The following is a 15,748-nucleotide window of genomic DNA, read 5'->3' on the forward strand; positions in this document are numbered from 1 at the left end:
GGGGTCAGACCACCACGTTCACCAGACGACCGGGCACCACGATCACGCGCTTGGGCGCCGCACCGGCAGCCTGCGCCGTGAAGGCCTCGCTGGCCAGCGCAATGCGCTCGATCTCGGCCTTGTCGGCCTGCGCAGGCACGTGGATGGAGCCGCGCAGCTTGCCGTTGACCTGCAGCATGAGTTCGATCTCGTCCTGCACCAGGGCGCCGGCATCGACCTGTGGCCAGGGGGCGTCGAGCAGGTCGCCCAGCGTACCGGCGTAGCCCAGGCCTTGCCACAGGCTGTGCGCGATGTGGGGCGTAGCGGGGTACAGGCAGCGCAGCAGGATGCCAAAGCCTTCGATCAGCGCCACCTGGGCACCGGCCGAGTCGGTGGCCTTGAAGTCCTCAAGCGCGTTGATCATCTTCATCGCGCCGGAGACCACGGTGTTGTACTGCATGCGCTGGTAGTCGTAGTCCACCTGCTTGAGCACGTTGTGGATCTCCAGACGCAGGGCCTTGGCCTCTTTGCCAAACTGCACGTCCTGCAGGCTCTTGGCGCCGGCCACGCTGGCCAGGGCGGCATCGCGGTCAATGGCGGCGAGCTTGAGACCGAAGTTCCACACGCGGCGCAGGAAGCGGTAGCTGCCTTCCACCGCCGCGTCGTTCCACTCCAGCGTGGCTTCGGGCGGGGCGGTGAACATGGTGTACAGGCGGGCGGTGTCGGCGCCGTACTTCTCGATCAGGTCCTGCGGGTCCACGCCGTTGTTCTTGGACTTGGACATGGTGCCCACGCCCTCGTAGTCGATGGGCGTGCCCACGGGCAGCATGCCGTCGCCGCTGGTGGCTTCGTTCTTGAGCTTGGCGCCGATGATCTTGCCGCCCTCATCCAGCACATGCTCCACGTCGTGCGGCCAGAAGTAGTCCTTGCCGCCCTTGGCGGTGCGGCGGCTGTAGATGTGGTTGAGCACCATGCCCTGCGTGAGCAGCTTGGTAAAGGGCTCATCCACCTTGACCAGCCCCAGGTCGCGCATGACCTTGGTCCAGAAGCGGGCGTACAGCAAGTGCAGGATGGCGTGTTCGATGCCGCCGATGTACTGGTCCATGCCGCTGCCGCCGGTGGCATGTTGCTGGTCCCGCATCCAGTAGGCGGTACCGTCCGCCACCATCGCGTCGGCATTCTTGGGGTCGCAATACCGCATGAAGTACCACGAGCTGTCCACAAACGTGTCCATGGTGTCCGTCTCGCGGCGGGCGGGCTTGCCGCACACGGGGCAGGTCACGCCGGCATGGAAGCCTTCGTGTTTGTGCAGCGGATTGCCCGAGCCGTCGGGAATGCAGTCTTGCGGCAGCACCACGGGCAGGTCTTTTTCGGGCACGGGCACGGCGCCGTGCTCGTCGCAGTGGATGATCGGGATCGGCGTGCCCCAGTAGCGCTGGCGGCTCACGCCCCAGTCGCGCAGGCGCCAGGTAGTCTTCTTCTCGCCCAGGCCCTTTTGCTCCAGCGCATGGGCCACGGCGTTCACCGCGTCCTTGTAGTTCAGGCCGCTGAAGCTGTCGGAGTTGATGGTCACGCCGCGCTGCTTGTCGCCGTACCAGTCATTCCACTGGTGGTAGTCAAAGTGCTCGCCATCGACCAGCACGACTTGCTTGATCTCGATGCCGTACTTGAGGGCGAAAGCAAAGTCGCGCTCGTCGTGGGCGGGCACACCCATCACGGCGCCGTCGCCATAGCCCATCAGCACGTAGTTGCCGACCCAGACCTCGACCTTTTCTTCGGTGAGGGGGTGTGTGACGAACAGGCCCGTGGGCACGCCCTTCTTCTCTTGCGTGGCCAGCTCGGCCTCGGTGGTGCCGCCGCTCTTGCATTCTTCGATGAAGGCCTTGAGCGCGGGGTTGGTCTTGGCGGCATGGGCCGCCAGGGGGTGCTCGGGCGCCACGGCGCAGAAGGTCACGCCCATGATGGTGTCGGCACGCGTGGTGAACACGTACATCTTGCCGTCGCCAATCAGCGCGCCGCCGTCGCCCGCGATGTCGTGCGTGAACGCAAAACGCACGCCTTCGCTCTTGCCGATCCAGTTCTCCTGCATCAGCTTCACGCGCTCGGGCCAGCCGGGCAGCTTGTCGCCGGTCACAAAGCCCAGCAGTTCTTCGGCGTAGTCGGTGATCTTGAGGTAGTAGCCGGGGATCTCACGCTTCTCGACCGTGGCGCCGGTGCGCCAGCCCTTGCCGTCAATGACCTGCTCGTTGGCCAGCACGGTCTGGTCCACCGGGTCCCAGTTCACGACCTGGGTCTTGCGGTAGGCGATGCCCTTTTCCAGCATTTTCAGGAACAGCCACTGGTTCCATTGGTAGTACTCTGGGTCGCAGGTGGCGACTTCGCGGCTCCAGTCGATGGCCAGGCCCATGGCCTGCATCTGCTTTTTCATGTAGGCGATGTTTTCGTACGTCCACTTCGCGGGTGGCACGCCGTTTTTCAGCGCTGCGTTCTCGGCGGGCAGGCCGAAGGCGTCCCAACCCATGGGCATCAAGACGTTGTGGCCGTTCATGCGCAGGTAGCGCGTGAGCATGTCGTTGATGGTGTAGTTGCGCACGTGGCCCATGTGCAGCTTGCCGCTGGGGTAGGGCAGCATCGAGCAGGCGTAGAACTTCTTCTTGCTGGTGTCTTCCGTCACGCGGTAGGCGTCGGTGGCGGTCCAGTGGTCGTGCGCGGCGCGCTCGACGTCTTGGGGAGAGTATTTGTCTTGCATGGGGGCTCGGGGTGAGAGAAGAGTGCAGCCGCTGGCCGCGCTGCAGGGATTTTAGGCGGTCAGGGCCCTGCCCCGGCGGGCCACCGGTCCGGGCGCGTCAGCGCGATGGGGCAGGAGACGCGGGTGGGGCAGGACTTGCCGCTGGTTCGGCCACAAATCCGATGCGCTGCAGCCCGGCCAGGTGGGCCGCGCCCATGACTTCGACCACACGGCCATAGGGCACGGCAGCGTCTGCGCGCAGTTGCACCTCGGTGTCCGGGCGCTCAGCGCCAATGCGGCGCAGGCGCTCGGCCAGCGCAGCCTGCGACAGGGGTTGGTCATCCAGAAACGCCTGGCCCGAGGCATCGACCACCAGCGTGACGAATTGCGGGGCCGTGCCGGGCGTGGCACCTTCGGTGCGCGGCAGGTCCAGCCGGATCGAGCTGGCCAGCAGCGGCGCCGTGAGGATGAAGATGACCACCAGCACCAGCATCACGTCCACCAGCGGCGTCATGTTGATGTCACTCATGGGCTGCGGCCCGGTGGTGCGTTCGAGTCGCCCGAAACTCATGCCCCCACGCTCCCCAAGGGGGCTGGCCCATCTTGGGACGGCCCGGCGGCGGGTCGGCTCGCGTTGCCCAGACCTTCTGTGGAGCCCGCCAAACTCTGGACGGGCGCCGTGTCGATGAGCAGCTCGCGCAGGTCGCGCGCAAAACCTTCCAGGTCGGCCTCGATGCGGCCAATCAGGCGGCCAAACACGTTGTAGGCCAGCACCGCAGGGATGGCGACGGCCAGCCCGGCAGCGGTCATGACCAGGGCTTCGCCCACGGGGCCAGAGACCCGGTCGATGGTGATCTGCCCCGCCCCCGCCATGGCGGTGAGCGCATGGTAGATGCCCCACACGGTGCCCAGCAGCCCCACGAACGGCGCCGTGGAGCCCACCGTGGCCAGCAGCACCTGGCCAAACTGCAGGCGCCCCAGCACATCGTGCAGGGCATCGCGCAGCACCCGCGTGAGCCGCTGCGACAGGCTGCCCGCCGTGGCCAGCGAGGCCGGAATATCTTGAACAGCCGGGCTTGCTATCGAATTTGCAGCAATCACCAGAGGCAGGACAAGCGCAGAGCGGTCAAAAGACTGCAAACGCTGCGCAGCAAGGTCCATGGAAGGCGCCTGCCAGAACGCCGCCGTGCAGCGCGCCACGTCGGTCACGGCCTGGCGCATGAGCCGCAGCTTCCACACGATGACCACCCAGCTCGCCACCGACATGGCCAGCAGCACCAAGGCCGCTCCCTGCGTCACGGCATCGCCCTGGCGCCACCAGTGAAGAGCGTCCATGGGAGTCGGCGGGTCAGTTCAAACCCAGCACGTCGAACATGTCGAACATGCCCGTCTTGTGCGCGGCCAGGAAGCGCACGGCGCGCAAGGCGCCCTGCGCATACGTGGCGCGGCTGGAAGACTTATGGGTGACCTCGATGCGCTCGCCAATGCCGGCAAACAGCACGGTGTGATCGCCCACGATGTCGCCACCCCGGATAGCAGCAAAGCCGATGGTGGAGGGGTCGCGCTCGCCCGTCACGCCTTCGCGGGCGTACACGGCGCAGTCCTTGAGATCGCGGCCCAGGGCGTCGGCAATCACCTCCCCCATCTTGAGCGCGGTGCCCGAGGGCGCGTCCACCTTGTGGCGGTGGTGGGCTTCAATGATCTCGATGTCGTACCCCGTGGCCATGGCCTTGGCAGCCATCTGCAGCAGCTTGAGCGTGACGTTCACGCCCACGCTCATATTGGGCGAGAACATGACGGCGGTGCGTTGTGCATAGGCGTCGAGTTCGGCCTTTTGTGCATCGGTGAAGCCGGTGGTGCCGATGACGGCCTTCACACCCAGCTGGCTGCACACGGCCAGATGGGCCAGCGTGCCTTCGGGGCGGGTGAAGTCGATCAGCACGTCGGCATTCTTGAGGCCCGTTGCAATGTCGGCCGTGATGGCCACGCCGCTTGCATGGCCCAGAAAGGCGGTGGCGTCCGAGCCCACGGCGGGGCTGGAGGCCACGTCCAGCGCACCGGCCAGCACGCAGTCGTCGCTGGCACGGATGGCCTCGATCAGCATACGGCCCATGCGGCCCGACGCGCCGGCCACAGCCACGCGGCAAGGGGTGGTCACGGCGGCGGCGGGGGTTGAGGTCCCTGTCATGAAAATCCTGTTCGGTTGGGTGGCTGCACAGAGACAACCCCCTGTGCTGCGGGGCCGCTGGCGTCAGCGCGCAGGCGCGTCGAGCGGCGGGTAACTGGTGGGGGCTGGCGCAGTGGTCGCTGCCGCAGGGGCCTGGGCGGGTTTTGCGGAAGGCGGGTACTTGGCCAGCTGCTCCGGCGTGGCTTCCAGCGTGGGCACCTTGCCCTTGGCACCATCGCGCCCGCCCAGCGTGGCGACAAATTCCGTCTCCGAGGGCATTTCGTCGCCTTCGGAGCGCTCCAGGACATCGCCCTTGAAGAACACGGTCAGCTTGCGGGTCTGGATGTCTTCACCGGGGCGCTTGAGCGTGAACACGTACTCCCAGCGGTCCGAATGGAACAGGCTGGTGACCAGGGGCGTGCCGAGGATTTCGCGCACCTGCTGGCGACTCATGCCGGGTTGCAGGGCTTGCACCTGCTCGCGCGACACAAAGTTGCCCTGCACCACGTCCACCTTATAGGGTTTCACGATGCCGGCGATGCGGCTGCTGGCGCCATCCAGGCTGCCACAACCGGCCAGGGCAGCCATGCTGGCGCCGATCAACAGGACCAGGCCCAGGCGGGCGCTGCAACGGGCTTTGACGGGCATGGGTAAAAGGGCTGAGGATATGATCGCCGCATTGTAGCGGCTGCCCCCCAGGCCTTGAGGTGGGGGCCAGCACCCGAAGGAACATGCCATGACCAACATCGACGAACTCAAAAGCACGGGACTCAAGGCCACGCTGCCCCGCCTGAAGATCATGGAGATCTTCCAGAAAGGCACGCAGCGCCACATGACGGCCGAAGACGTGTTCCGCGTGCTGCTGGAGGAGCGCTCGGACATTGGCCTGGCCACCGTGTACCGGGTGCTCACGCAGTTCGAGCAGGCGGGCATCCTGATCCGCAGCAACTTCGAGAGCGGCAAGGCGGTGTACGAACTCAACGAGGGCCAGCACCACGATCACTTCATCTGCACGTCCTGCGGCAAGGTGGAGGAGTTCTACGACGCCGAGATCGAAAAACGCCAGCATGCCGTGGCCAAGGCCAAGGGCTGGCTGGTGCAGGACCACACGATGGCGTTGTACGGCCAGTGCGCCGATTGCGCAAAAAAAGGGTAACCCCCTGAGTCGCTTCGCGCCATCCCCCTGAAGGGGGACGCCCCCAGCGCGGCGGGGCGGCCCTTGCGCGGGGACACTGGCCTGGGGAGCGCCAGTGCGCACCCGCGTTTTAGCATCAAAATCGGCCTTTGCGCGCGCCCATCAAGCGTAAGCAGCTATCAAATACAGAGCGCAGACTAGCCCCCCGTGTCGCGCTCCATGGCGCGGCGGTGGCGCTCCACAAACTCTTGGTAGGTGTCGATGCCGCGCAGCTGCAGGATGGTGTTGCGCACGGCAGCCTCGACCAGCACGGCAATGTTGCGACCGGCCACCACCTGGATCACGACCTTGAGCACGGGCACGCCGAGCACGTCCTGGGTGAGCGGCTCATAAGGCAGGCGTTCGTAGTCGCGCTCCAGCGTCTCCTTGCGCACCAGGTGCACGATGAGCTTGAGTCGCATTTTGCGGCGCACGGCCGTCTCGCCAAAGATGGCGCGGATATCGAGCAGGCCAATGCCGCGCACTTCCAGCAGGTTCTGTAGCAGCTCGGGGCACTTGCCCTCAATGGTGGTCTGGTTGATACGGAAAAAATCCACCGCGTCGTCAGCCACCAGGCCATTGCCGCGCGAAATCAGCTCCAGGCCCAGCTCGCTTTTGCCCAGGCCCGACTCGCCAGTGATCAACACCCCCAGGCCCAGGATGTCCATGAACACGCCGTGCATCGTGGTGCGGTCGGCAAAGTGCTTGGACAGGTAGGCGCGCAGCACGTCGATGACAAACGCCGACGACTCGTGCGTGGAGAACATCGGGATCTGCGCACGTTCGCACATGGACACCAGTGCATCGGGGGCGGTCTGGTTATCGGCCAGCACCAGCACGGGCGGCTCGAGCGTCACGATGCGCGCAATCCGGCGCTTGCAGTCGTCGGGCGAGGCGTTGCTCAGGTACGCGATTTCGCGCTCACCCAGAATCTGGACGCGGTAGGGATGGATGTAGTTGAGATAGCCGACCAGATCGGCCCCGGACCGCGCAGAACGCACGGCCACTTCGTCAAACCGCCGCTCCGACGCCCCCAGGCCGGCGACCCATTCCCATTTCAGGAGGCCGCGAAACTCCTCGAAAAGCACGTCGGCACTGACAACATTGGGCTTCACGGAAGGTCAGTGCAAAAGGAAAACGGGGGTGGGCTCAGGCCGCCTGCGTGGACTGCCAACCTGCAATCATGCCGTGCAGCTCGGCGGCATCGGTGCAGGCCTTGAGCTTTTCGCGCAGAGCCGAGTCACTCAGCAGCTCGGCAATTTCAGACAGGATTTCGAGGTGCTTTTGCGTGGCCGCTTCGGGCACCAGCAGAAAAATCAGCAGCCCCACCGGCAACTCGTCCGGCGCATCAAAACCAATCGGATTGAGCAGCTGAAAAACTGCCGCCATCGGCGCCTTGAGTCCCTTGATGCGCCCGTGGGGGATGGCGACGCCATGACCGAGCCCCGTGGAACCCAGGCGCTCGCGTGCGAACAGGCTGTCGGTGATCAGCGCCCGCGAGAGGCCGTGCTGGCTTTCGAACAGCAGACCCGCTTCTTCAAAAGCACGCTTCTTGCTGGTGGCGTCCACGCTCACGAGCACTTGAGCGGAAGGCAGGATGGAGGCGAGTCGGTTCATGGTCAAGGGTAACAATTATGCACATATTGGCGAAAACCCTGAGCACCAGGGCCTGCCATCCCATTATTCACCCATGCGCAGTCCCCGCAACACGGATGGATGCGCGAAAGTCCACGAACGCAGCGTGCTGCGGCCTGTGGCCAACGCAGCGGCGCGGCAAACCACTTGGTGCGCCCGGCGCTCCTCGTTCTGGCTGGCTTTTGCATGGGGAAACAATGGGGTAACAGGGGCTGAAGCAACAAAAAACCGCCCGGATGGGGCGGCTGCGGTGCCAGGCTCAGGGCTGGCGCGTCAAGCGTGCAGTTCGCGCTTTGCGGCTTCGTGGTGATGGTCTTGCAAGCGGTCCTTGTGGCGCACAACCTGGCGGTCCATCTTATCTACCAGCTCGTCCACGGCTGCATACAGGTCTGCGTGGGAGCTTTCGGCGAACAGGTCATTGCCCTTGACGTGGATGTTGCATTCCGCTCGCTGTCTCTTTTCTTTTTCCTTTTGCTTCTCTACCGTCAGCAGTACCTTGACATCAACAACTTGGTCGAAATGGCGGGTGATCCGGTCCAGCTTGGAGGTGACATAGCTGCGCAAGGCGGGGGTAACTTCGAGGTGGTGACCGCTGATCGTCAAGTTCATAAATAAGTCTCCTGTAGCTCTCGGTGGGAAAAACGCCGCCCTGGATCAGAGAAGCGGCTCGGCGAACTTGGATGCATCCGTTGACGTGAGTTCACTATGCCCCCGCCCTCCCCGAAAAGCAATCCCATACCGCCCCGACCCGCTGGGTTATGCCCGCCAAGGTGCCAAGCCCCCAAAAAGCGCGCACAATGAGCGAGTTCGCTGAGGCGCCACAGGCATCCCTCCAGCGACCGCCCTTGGGCCTTCAGCGCGCCGCCGGGCTGGCCCCATGCAGATGCAGGCGCCCCACCACCAGCATCGACAGCACCCCTGCTGAAATCCCCACCAGCGCCGCCACCCAGTAGTTCTGCACCAAGCCCTGCGCATCGCGGCTGATCAGCACCCCGCCCACAAAAGACGCCACCCCCATCGCGGCAGACTGCACCGATGCATTCAGGGTCATGAAGGTGCCCCGCAAGGCGGGCTGCGCCGCCGAGGTGACGATCGCCATCCCCGGGATCATGCGCCCGCTCACGAAGGCAAACATGAAGGTGGACACCAGCAACACCCCCCAGAGCGGCAGCCCCTGACACAGCGTGATACCCAGCAGGCAAGGCACCGAGGCCAGCACCAGCGCACGGAAAGTCCGCACCTTGCCCCAGCGGTCGGTCCAGCGGCCAAACCAGCGCGCGGTGAACAGGGTGGCAATGCCCCCGCAAAGATAGGCCAGCGGGATCTGGTCAGGGCGCACCCCGGCGTTGGCCTGCATGTAGATCGTGATATAGGGGATGACGGTGAACCCCGTGGACACCAGCAGGGCGGAATACACAAAGGCCCAGCGGTGGTTCGGGTCGGCCAGCACCTGTGCAATGCCCGAGAGCGCCGAGCGGCCACCCGCCGCCTGCACATGGGCCGTCAGCGGCGGCAGGGTGCGGGCCGCCTGGAGGGCCAGCACCCCGACCAGGATCGCGATGGCGATGAAGGGCAGGTTCCAGCCCCCATGCTCGGCCAGGATCAGCCCCAGAGGCACGCCCGCCACCGTGGACACCGCAAAGGACGTCATGACAATCCCCATCGCCCGCCCGCGCCGCTCGAACGGCACCACATCCGCCACGATGGTCTGCGACAGGGCCGACAACACGCCGCCAAACGCCCCTGCCAGGATGCGCGCCGCCATCAGCGTGCCATAGGTGGGCGCCACGCCGCAGGCCAGCGTTGCCAACCCGAACAGCACATACAGCACCAGCAGCAGGCGCTTACGGCCAAACCGGTCGATGTAGGTGGACGCGAGCAGCCCCGACGCCCCCGCCGACAGCGTGTAGGCCGACACCAGCAGGCCGAACTGCGCGTCGCTGATGGCGAACAGCCGCGTGAACTGCGGCCCGAGCGGCATCATGATCATGAAGTCGAGGATGTGGGTGAACTGGATGCCCGCCAGGGTCAGCAGCAGCCAGAGTTCGCGGCGGGGAGTGAGCGCAGGGGCAGAAGTGGTGGACACAGGCAAAGGCCACAGCAGGCCCGGTCAGAGTCAGGGCCGCATAGTGTGCCCCAAGCGCGCACCACATGCCGCCCCAGGGCCACACACGCCCCGCCCCGTTTTCATCCACCCCCAGGGCCTTGCAGGCGCCCCCGGGTCCGGCGCGTAAAATCAGCGGGTTGCGCCGGGCTCGGCCCGCAAGCGCTTCACCCCCGTTCTTCTTCGGATTGCCCGCTGCGGATATCGACCGCCCACACCGACACCATGACCCAGCCCAGCTCCAACGCCCTGCACACCTCTGCCCTCACGTCGCTGCCCCTGCTGGCACGCGGCAAGGTGCGCGACAACTACGCCGTGGGCGACGACCGCATCCTGATGGTGGCCAGCGACCGCCTCTCGGCCTTTGACGTGATCATGGGCGAGCCCATCCCCGGCAAAGGCGAGCTGCTCACGCAGATGGCGCTGTTCTGGTTCGACAAGCTCGGCCACATCTGCCCCAACCACCTCACGGGCGACGCCCCCGAAAGCGTGGTCAAGCCCGAGGAAGTGGCTCAAGTGCGCGGCCGCTCCATGCTGGTCCAGCGCCTGAAACCCATCCCGGTGGAAGCCGTGGTGCGTGGCTACCTGGCCGGCAGCGGCTGGAAGGAGTACCAGGAAAGCCGCGCGGTCTGCGGCGTGCCGCTGCCCGAAGGCCTCACCAATGCCGCCAAGCTGCCCGCGCCCATCTACACGCCCGCCGCCAAGGCCGCCGTGGGCGAGCACGACGAGAACATCACGTTTGAGCGCACCGTGGAGATGATCGGCCTCGACCTGGCCACGCGCATCCGCGACCTGAGCATCGCCATCTACCAGGCTGCCGCCGAGATCGCGCTGACCAAAGGCATGATCATTGCCGACACGAAGTTCGAGTTCGGCCTGGCGCCCGATGGCACGCTGGTGCTGATGGACGAAGTGCTCACCCCCGACAGCTCGCGCTACTGGCCCGTGGAAGGCTACGAAGCCGCGCTGGCCGCAGGCGCCAACCCCCCCAGCTACGACAAACAGTTTGTGCGCGACTGGCTGGAACAGGCCAAGGTGAGCGGCAAGCCCTGGGACAAGACCGCCCCCGCGCCGCGCCTGCCGCAGGAAGTGATCGAAAAGACGGCAGCGAAGTACCGAGAAGCGCTGGAGCGGCTGACCGCCCGCTGAGCGGCGACCGACAAGCCCCACAAAGGGAGAAAGGGAACAAAGGGCTCGGAGCCGTTCCTTTTCCAGCTTCCGCCCAATCCCTCCACCCAATGGTGGTCAGTCCAGGGATATCTCAGCCGACTCGAAGCGCAGCAGCGTCTGCCCTTCGCTGCCCCGCAGCACCAGCTGCGATCCTTGCTGCCGGAAGCTCTGCACCGCCAGCAGCGCCTCGAAGAATCGCGTTTCCGCCCCGCTGGCGGGCAAACACAGCGTGATGTTGGAGACCAGGCGCTCGAAACGCAGCCGGGCGCCTTGCAAAGCGTAGTCCGCAAGGAACCGGTTGCACCCGCCCGAGCCTGCGACCCGTGGTTCGTCCGCTTGCAACACCAAATGCGGGGTCGCCGCCCCCTCGGATGGGCGACCCACAGCCTCGCCCTCTATTTCGACCAGCCGCCAGTAGGTCAGCACCAGGGGCACACTGGCTTCCACCGTGGCGGCTTGAGGTAGCAACCGCTGCAACTGAACATCCACGCGGCGAAATGCAGCGTCCTGCGGCACTGGATGGCGCTTGTCCGTCGCCAGTACCAGGCGGCCCTCCAGGGTTACCGTGGCGCGCACCTCGTAGCGGCCCTTGGGCACAAACCGCGAAGAAGGGTAAGGAATCCAGATCGCAAAAGGCGCCTGCCCGGCAGGGGCGCTGCGCTGGCGACCCAGCACCACCGGGGGCAGTTCAGGGTGAGTGACATCCAGCAGCGTGGCCTCGAACACAGCCTCCGGGGGCAGCACCACACGCTCCCGGGCCAGGGCCACCCCCGTCACGATGGCGTCGGGGGCAGGTGGACGGGCAGCACACCCTGCCAGGAGACTGCAGCACAGCGCTGCAGCAGTCATGTGGGACCACATCACGCCCTGCCAGCGCCCCGCCGGGATGGGCCGAAACAGCCACTGCCGCCCGGTGAACGCCCGCATGCCATTCACCCGATCACCTCTGCGCGGGCGTTCAGCTCAGCACCACACTCGACAAGCGCCGCCGGTAGGTGGCCACCACCGGGTCCTCGGGCGGAATCTGGCCTTCGGCCACCTTGGGCTTGGGGGCCTCGATGACTTCGAGGATGGCCACGTAGGTCTTGCGGGCGATCTCCTCGTTCCAGGCCTTGTCGCGCATGAGGATTTCGAGCAGCTCATCCATGGCGTCGGTCCAGCGCTGCTGGGCCATCAGCCAGCGGGCGCGTGCGTAGCGGGTGTCGAAATCGCGCTTGTTGGCAGCAATTTTGGTATCAAAATCGGCCTCTGCGCCTGCTCCATAAGCGCCAACAGCTACGAAATCAATAGCATCCATCCAGACCTTGAGCGCGCCCAGCTTGCGCGAGCCGGCCGCCTTGGCGATGACGGGGGCAAAGGCGACCTTGGCATCGTCCTCGCGGCGCAGTTGCAGCAGCAGCTTGACGTAGTCGAAGCGCGCATCGTCGTTGGCCGGGTCGGTCACCACCGCGTGCTGCAGTTTTTCAAGGGCCGTGCCCGTGTCGCCGTCGGCCAGGGCCTCCTGGGCTTCTTCTTCCTCGGCCTCGGCGGCCATTTCCTCAACGGTGGGCACATGCTTGTCGAGGAAGGCGCGCACCTGGCCTTCTGGCAAAGCGCCCATGAAGCCGTCCACGGGCTGGCCGTTCATGAGCAGCACGCAAGTGGGGATGCTGCGGATGCCAAACATGCCGGCGAGCTGCTGCTCCTGGTCGGAGTCGATCTTGGCGAGCTTAAAGCGGCCGGCGTATTCGGTTTCAAGCTTTTCCAGCACGGGGCCCAGCGACTTGCAGGGTCCGCACCAGGGCGCCCAGAAGTCCACCAGCACGGGCACGTTCATCGAGGCGGCAACCACCTCGGCTTCAAAGTTCTCTACGGTGACGTCAATCATGGTGGTGTGGGCCTGTGAAGCGGTTTGCGCGCTATTTTGGCCCATCGAAACAGCCCCACGCCAGCCAGGGAGGCGCAAAAAGTAAAATCACGGGTTCCACCTACAGCGGTGCGGCGGGCCAGGCCCGCTGCCGCGCACCCCCAACCACCATGAAACCCATCCAGATCGGCGTGGTCATGGGTTCCAGCAGCGACTGGGACACCATGCAGCATGCAGTGCAGATTCTTGAACAGTTCGGCATCGCCCACGAGGCCCGCGTGGTCTCGGCCCACCGCATGCCCGACGACATGTTCGCCTACGCCGAGGCCGCCGCCAGCCGGGGCCTGAAGGCCATCATCGCGGGCGCGGGCGGTGCCGCCCACCTGCCCGGCATGATCGCCGCCAAGACCACCGTGCCCGTGCTGGGCGTGCCCGTGGCCAGCCGCCACCTGCAGGGCGTCGATTCTCTGCACAGCATCGTGCAGATGCCCAAGGGCATCCCCGTGGCCACGTTTGCCATCGGCACGGCAGGTGCAGCCAATGCCGCGCTGTTTGCCGTGGCCCTGCTGGCCAGCGAGAGCCCCGAGCTGCGCCAGCGGCTCGAAGCCTTCCGCGCAGAGCAGACGGAAGTGGCCCGCAACATGACCCTGCCGCCCGCCGCATGAGCGCCAGCACCAAGCCCCTCCTGCCGGGATCGACGCTGGGCGTGCTCGGCGGCGGCCAGCTGGGCCGCATGTTTGTGCACCAGGCCCAGGCCATGGGCTACTTCACCGCCGTGCTCGACGCCGACCCCGACAGCCCCGCCGGGCTGGTGAGCCACCACCACATCCAGACGGGTTACGAAGACGCACAGGGCCTGGCCGAGCTGGCCCGCCTGTCGGACGCGGTGACCACCGAATTCGAGAACGTGCCCGCCGCCGCACTGGCCACGCTGGCCGCAGAGCGCCCTGTATCGCCCGCCGCCAGCGCCGTGTCGGTGGCGCAAGACCGCGCCCGCGAGAAAGCGCACTTTGTGGGCTGCGGCGTGCCGTGCGCGCCCTACGCGGTGATTGAGACGGCCGGGCAGCTGGCAGCAGTGCCTGCTGACCTCCTGCCGGGCATCCTGAAAACATCCCGCATGGGCTACGACGGCAAAGGCCAGGTGCGGGTGAAAACCGCCGCCGAACTGGCCGCCGCCTGGGACGCCGTCGGCCGCGTGCCCTGCGTGCTGGAAAAAATGCTGCCGCTGGCGCTCGAATGCTCGGTGATCGTGGCCCGGGGCCACGATGGCGCCATGGTGCACCTGCCAGTGCAGCGCAACCTGCACCGCGAAGGCATCCTCGCCGTGACCGAGGTTCACGAAGAAAATCTGCCTTCTGCGCTTGTTGCACAAGCGGTAGCAGCTGCGAAATCTGTAGCAGAAGGCCTGCAATACGCGGGCGTGTTGTGTGTGGAGTTCTTTGTGCTGCAGGACGGCAGCCTGGTGGTCAACGAGATCGCCCCGCGCCCGCACAACAGCGGCCACTACAGCCAGAACGCCTGCGATGTGTCGCAGTTCGAACTGCAGGTGCGCACCATGGCCCGCCTGCCGCTGACGCAGCCGCGCCAGCACAGCGCCGCCGTCATGCTCAACCTGCTGGGCGACCTGTGGTTTTCCCAGGGCGACACCGAACAGACACCCCCGTGGGACCAGGTGCTGGCCCTGCCCGGCACCCACCTGCACCTGTACGGCAAGCGCGACGCCAAGCGGGGCCGCAAGATGGGCCACCTCAACGTGACCGCCGCCACGCCCGAGGCCGCACGCGCCACCGCCTTGAAGGCAGCCGCCCTGCTGGGCATCGCCGCGTTTTGACCATGATCCTTGACGGCAACGACCCCTCGGCCATCACCGCCGCAGCCCGCGCGGTGCGCAGCGGCGCACTGCTGGGCCTGCCCACCGAAACCGTGTATGGCCTGGCCGCCGACGCCAGCAGTGATGCGGCGGTGGCGCAGATCTTCGCGGCCAAGGGGCGACCCAGCGACCACCCGCTCATCGTGCATGTGGCCAATGCCCAGGGCATTGCGCACTTCGCCAGCGAGGTGCCCGGCTTTGCACAGAAGCTGGTCGATGCCTTCTGGCCCGGGCCACTGACCCTGATCCTGCCCCGCCTGCCCGGCGTGGCCACGGCGGCCACGGGTGGGCAAAACAGTGTGGGACTGCGCTGCCCGGCCCACCCGGTCGCACACGCCCTGCTGGAGGCCTGTGCCGCCCCGGCCAACGGCACCGACCAGGGCGGCCCGCCCGTGTGGGGGGTGGCCGCCCCCAGCGCCAACCGCTTTGGCCGCGTGAGCCCCACCACCGCCCAGCATGTGCAGGACGAGCTGGGCGCCGACCTGCTGGTGCTGGACGGCGGCCCCTGCGGCGTGGGCATTGAAAGCACCATCGTGGACTGCACCCGCGGCGTGCCCGTGCTGCTGCGCCCCGGCGCCATCACACGCGCGCAGATCGCTGCGGCCTGCGGCATCACGCCGCTGTCCAAGGAGGACCTGCCCGCCCTCACGCCCCGCGCCTCGGGCACGCTGGAAGCCCACTATGCCCCCGCCGCCAAGGTGCGGCTGATGGATGCCAAGGCCCTGCAGACCAGCCTGGACCTGCTGGGCGCTGAGGCGGCCCACATCGCCATTTATGCCCGCTCTGCGCTGCGCTCGCACTCGTCCCGGCTTGTGCTGCGGCGCATGCCCGACGATGCCGCGGCCACTGCCCAGCAGCTGTTTGCCGTGCTGCGCGGCTTTGACGATGAAGGTGTGAAGCTGATCTGGATCGAGGCCCCGCCCGCCAGCCCGGACTGGGAAGGCGTGCGCGACCGCCTGCAGCGCGCAGCCGCCGCGTGACGGAGCTGCCGCGCACGGAGCGACTGCGTCGCCACCCCCGGTTCGGGCCGCTTTACATGCGTTGACTTTGCCCCGCTAAACTACCCCCCACTTTT

Annotated in this window: 16 protein-coding genes; 5 read left to right on the top strand and 11 right to left on the bottom strand. The window is 66.4% G+C overall.

All coding sequences use genetic code 11. The features are described from left to right. Nucleotides 1-4 precede the first annotated feature (4 nt). The 5 genes from leuS to AvAM_RS22840 all read right to left on the bottom strand — a co-directional run bounded on the left by leuS (nt 5) and on the right by AvAM_RS22840 (nt 5,522). Nucleotides 5-2,728 (bottom strand): leucine--tRNA ligase, encoded by a 2,724-nt coding sequence (leuS, locus tag AvAM_RS22820; protein WP_137749201.1) that lies wholly within the window; start codon nt 2,726-2,728, stop codon nt 5-7. 97 nt (nt 2,729-2,825) lie between these two features. After that, on the bottom strand, nt 2,826-3,278 hold the full coding sequence (locus AvAM_RS22825) for a biopolymer transporter ExbD (protein WP_137749202.1): 453 nt from the start codon (nt 3,276-3,278) through the stop codon (nt 2,826-2,828). After that, a complete protein-coding gene (locus tag AvAM_RS22830; protein WP_137749203.1) occupies nt 3,275-4,042 on the bottom strand; it encodes a MotA/TolQ/ExbB proton channel family protein in 768 nt (255 codons plus the stop codon). Before AvAM_RS22830 ends, AvAM_RS22825 begins: the two co-directional genes overlap by 4 nt. Nucleotides 4,043-4,055: 13 nt before the next feature. Further along, entirely contained in the window at nt 4,056-4,895 is an 840-nt protein-coding gene (dapB, locus tag AvAM_RS22835) for a 4-hydroxy-tetrahydrodipicolinate reductase (protein ID WP_171012380.1), read from the bottom strand. Nucleotides 4,896-4,958: 63 nt separating this feature from the next. After that, nucleotides 4,959-5,522 carry an outer membrane protein assembly factor BamE gene (locus AvAM_RS22840; protein ID WP_137749205.1) on the bottom strand — a complete coding sequence of 188 codons (564 nt, stop codon included), beginning with the start codon at nt 5,520-5,522 and terminating at the stop codon, nt 4,959-4,961. An 88-nt stretch (nt 5,523-5,610) separates the two neighbouring features. On the opposite strand from AvAM_RS22840, the gene fur reads away from it, so the two are divergent. Next, nucleotides 5,611-6,030, top strand: a complete 420-nt coding sequence (fur, locus tag AvAM_RS22845; protein WP_137749206.1) for a ferric iron uptake transcriptional regulator — start codon at nt 5,611-5,613, stop codon at nt 6,028-6,030. Between the two features lie 176 nt (nt 6,031-6,206). Here fur and hprK read toward each other — a convergent pair whose 3' ends face one another. From hprK to AvAM_RS22865, 4 genes are all read right to left on the bottom strand, one after another. After that, nucleotides 6,207-7,163 carry an HPr(Ser) kinase/phosphatase gene (gene hprK / locus AvAM_RS22850; RefSeq protein WP_063461725.1) on the bottom strand — a complete coding sequence of 319 codons (957 nt, stop codon included), beginning with the start codon at nt 7,161-7,163 and terminating at the stop codon, nt 6,207-6,209. A gap of 34 nt (nt 7,164-7,197) precedes the next feature. Beyond that, nucleotides 7,198-7,665, bottom strand: coding sequence for a PTS sugar transporter subunit IIA (locus AvAM_RS22855; protein ID WP_137749207.1), 468 nt, complete (start codon nt 7,663-7,665; stop codon nt 7,198-7,200). Between the two features lie 291 nt (nt 7,666-7,956). Beyond that, nucleotides 7,957-8,292: a ribosome hibernation-promoting factor, HPF/YfiA family gene (gene hpf / locus AvAM_RS22860; protein ID WP_137749208.1), complete on the bottom strand. Its 336-nt coding sequence runs from the start codon at nt 8,290-8,292 to the stop codon at nt 7,957-7,959. 244 nt (nt 8,293-8,536) lie between these two features. After that, on the bottom strand, nt 8,537-9,769 hold the full coding sequence (locus AvAM_RS22865; RefSeq protein WP_137749209.1) for an MFS transporter: 1,233 nt from the start codon (nt 9,767-9,769) through the stop codon (nt 8,537-8,539). Between the two features lie 243 nt (nt 9,770-10,012). On the opposite strand from AvAM_RS22865, the gene AvAM_RS22870 reads away from it, so the two are divergent. Further along, nucleotides 10,013-10,936, top strand: a complete 924-nt coding sequence (locus AvAM_RS22870; protein ID WP_137749210.1) for a phosphoribosylaminoimidazolesuccinocarboxamide synthase — start codon at nt 10,013-10,015, stop codon at nt 10,934-10,936. Nucleotides 10,937-11,032: 96 nt separating this feature from the next. Here the strand turns inward: AvAM_RS22870 and AvAM_RS22875 are convergent, their stop codons facing one another. Then, a complete protein-coding gene (locus AvAM_RS22875; protein ID WP_137749211.1) occupies nt 11,033-11,884 on the bottom strand; it encodes an META domain-containing protein in 852 nt (283 codons plus the stop codon). Nucleotides 11,885-11,915: 31 nt separating this feature from the next. Continuing rightward, a complete protein-coding gene (gene trxA / locus AvAM_RS22880) occupies nt 11,916-12,824 on the bottom strand; it encodes a thioredoxin (RefSeq protein WP_137749212.1) in 909 nt (302 codons plus the stop codon). A 149-nt stretch (nt 12,825-12,973) separates the two neighbouring features. On the opposite strand from trxA, the gene purE reads away from it, so the two are divergent. The 3 genes from purE to AvAM_RS22895 are packed head-to-tail and all read left to right on the top strand — an operon-like array spanning nt 12,974 to nt 15,653. After that, nucleotides 12,974-13,468 carry a 5-(carboxyamino)imidazole ribonucleotide mutase gene (gene purE / locus AvAM_RS22885; protein ID WP_137749213.1) on the top strand — a complete coding sequence of 165 codons (495 nt, stop codon included), beginning with the start codon at nt 12,974-12,976 and terminating at the stop codon, nt 13,466-13,468. Continuing rightward, nucleotides 13,465-14,634, top strand: coding sequence for a 5-(carboxyamino)imidazole ribonucleotide synthase (locus AvAM_RS22890; protein WP_137749214.1), 1,170 nt, complete (start codon nt 13,465-13,467; stop codon nt 14,632-14,634). Before purE ends, AvAM_RS22890 begins: the two co-directional genes overlap by 4 nt. A gap of 2 nt (nt 14,635-14,636) precedes the next feature. Next, nucleotides 14,637-15,653: an L-threonylcarbamoyladenylate synthase gene (locus AvAM_RS22895; RefSeq protein ID WP_137749215.1), complete on the top strand. Its 1,017-nt coding sequence runs from the start codon at nt 14,637-14,639 to the stop codon at nt 15,651-15,653. Nucleotides 15,654-15,748: the final 95 nt, after the last annotated feature.

This window comes from Acidovorax sp. NB1 (genome assembly GCF_005405905.1).
GTDB lineage: Bacteria > Pseudomonadota > Gammaproteobacteria > Burkholderiales > Burkholderiaceae_C > Acidovorax.

Bases quoted from the DNA above. Each gene is read 5' to 3' on its own strand.
- leuS (WP_137749201.1), bottom strand. From the start codon at position 2,728: ATGCAAGACAAATACTCTCCCCAAGACGTCGAGCGCGCCGCGCACGAC.
- AvAM_RS22825 (WP_137749202.1), bottom strand. From the start codon at position 3,278: ATGAGTTTCGGGCGACTCGAACGCACCACCGGGCCGCAGCCCATGAGT.
- AvAM_RS22830 (WP_137749203.1), bottom strand. From the start codon at position 4,042: ATGGACGCTCTTCACTGGTGGCGCCAGGGCGATGCCGTGACGCAGGGA.
- dapB (WP_171012380.1), bottom strand. From the start codon at position 4,895: ATGACAGGGACCTCAACCCCCGCCGCCGCCGTGACCACCCCTTGCCGC.
- AvAM_RS22840 (WP_137749205.1), bottom strand. From the start codon at position 5,522: ATGCCCGTCAAAGCCCGTTGCAGCGCCCGCCTGGGCCTGGTCCTGTTG.
- fur (WP_137749206.1), top strand. From the start codon at position 5,611: ATGACCAACATCGACGAACTCAAAAGCACGGGACTCAAGGCCACGCTG.
- AvAM_RS22855 (WP_137749207.1), bottom strand. From the start codon at position 7,665: ATGAACCGACTCGCCTCCATCCTGCCTTCCGCTCAAGTGCTCGTGAGC.
- hpf (WP_137749208.1), bottom strand. From the start codon at position 8,292: ATGAACTTGACGATCAGCGGTCACCACCTCGAAGTTACCCCCGCCTTG.
- AvAM_RS22870 (WP_137749210.1), top strand. From the start codon at position 10,013: ATGACCCAGCCCAGCTCCAACGCCCTGCACACCTCTGCCCTCACGTCG.
- AvAM_RS22875 (WP_137749211.1), bottom strand. From the start codon at position 11,884: ATGCGGGCGTTCACCGGGCGGCAGTGGCTGTTTCGGCCCATCCCGGCG.
- trxA (WP_137749212.1), bottom strand. From the start codon at position 12,824: ATGATTGACGTCACCGTAGAGAACTTTGAAGCCGAGGTGGTTGCCGCC.
- purE (WP_137749213.1), top strand. From the start codon at position 12,974: ATGAAACCCATCCAGATCGGCGTGGTCATGGGTTCCAGCAGCGACTGG.
- AvAM_RS22890 (WP_137749214.1), top strand. From the start codon at position 13,465: ATGAGCGCCAGCACCAAGCCCCTCCTGCCGGGATCGACGCTGGGCGTG.
- AvAM_RS22895 (WP_137749215.1), top strand. From the start codon at position 14,637: ATGATCCTTGACGGCAACGACCCCTCGGCCATCACCGCCGCAGCCCGC.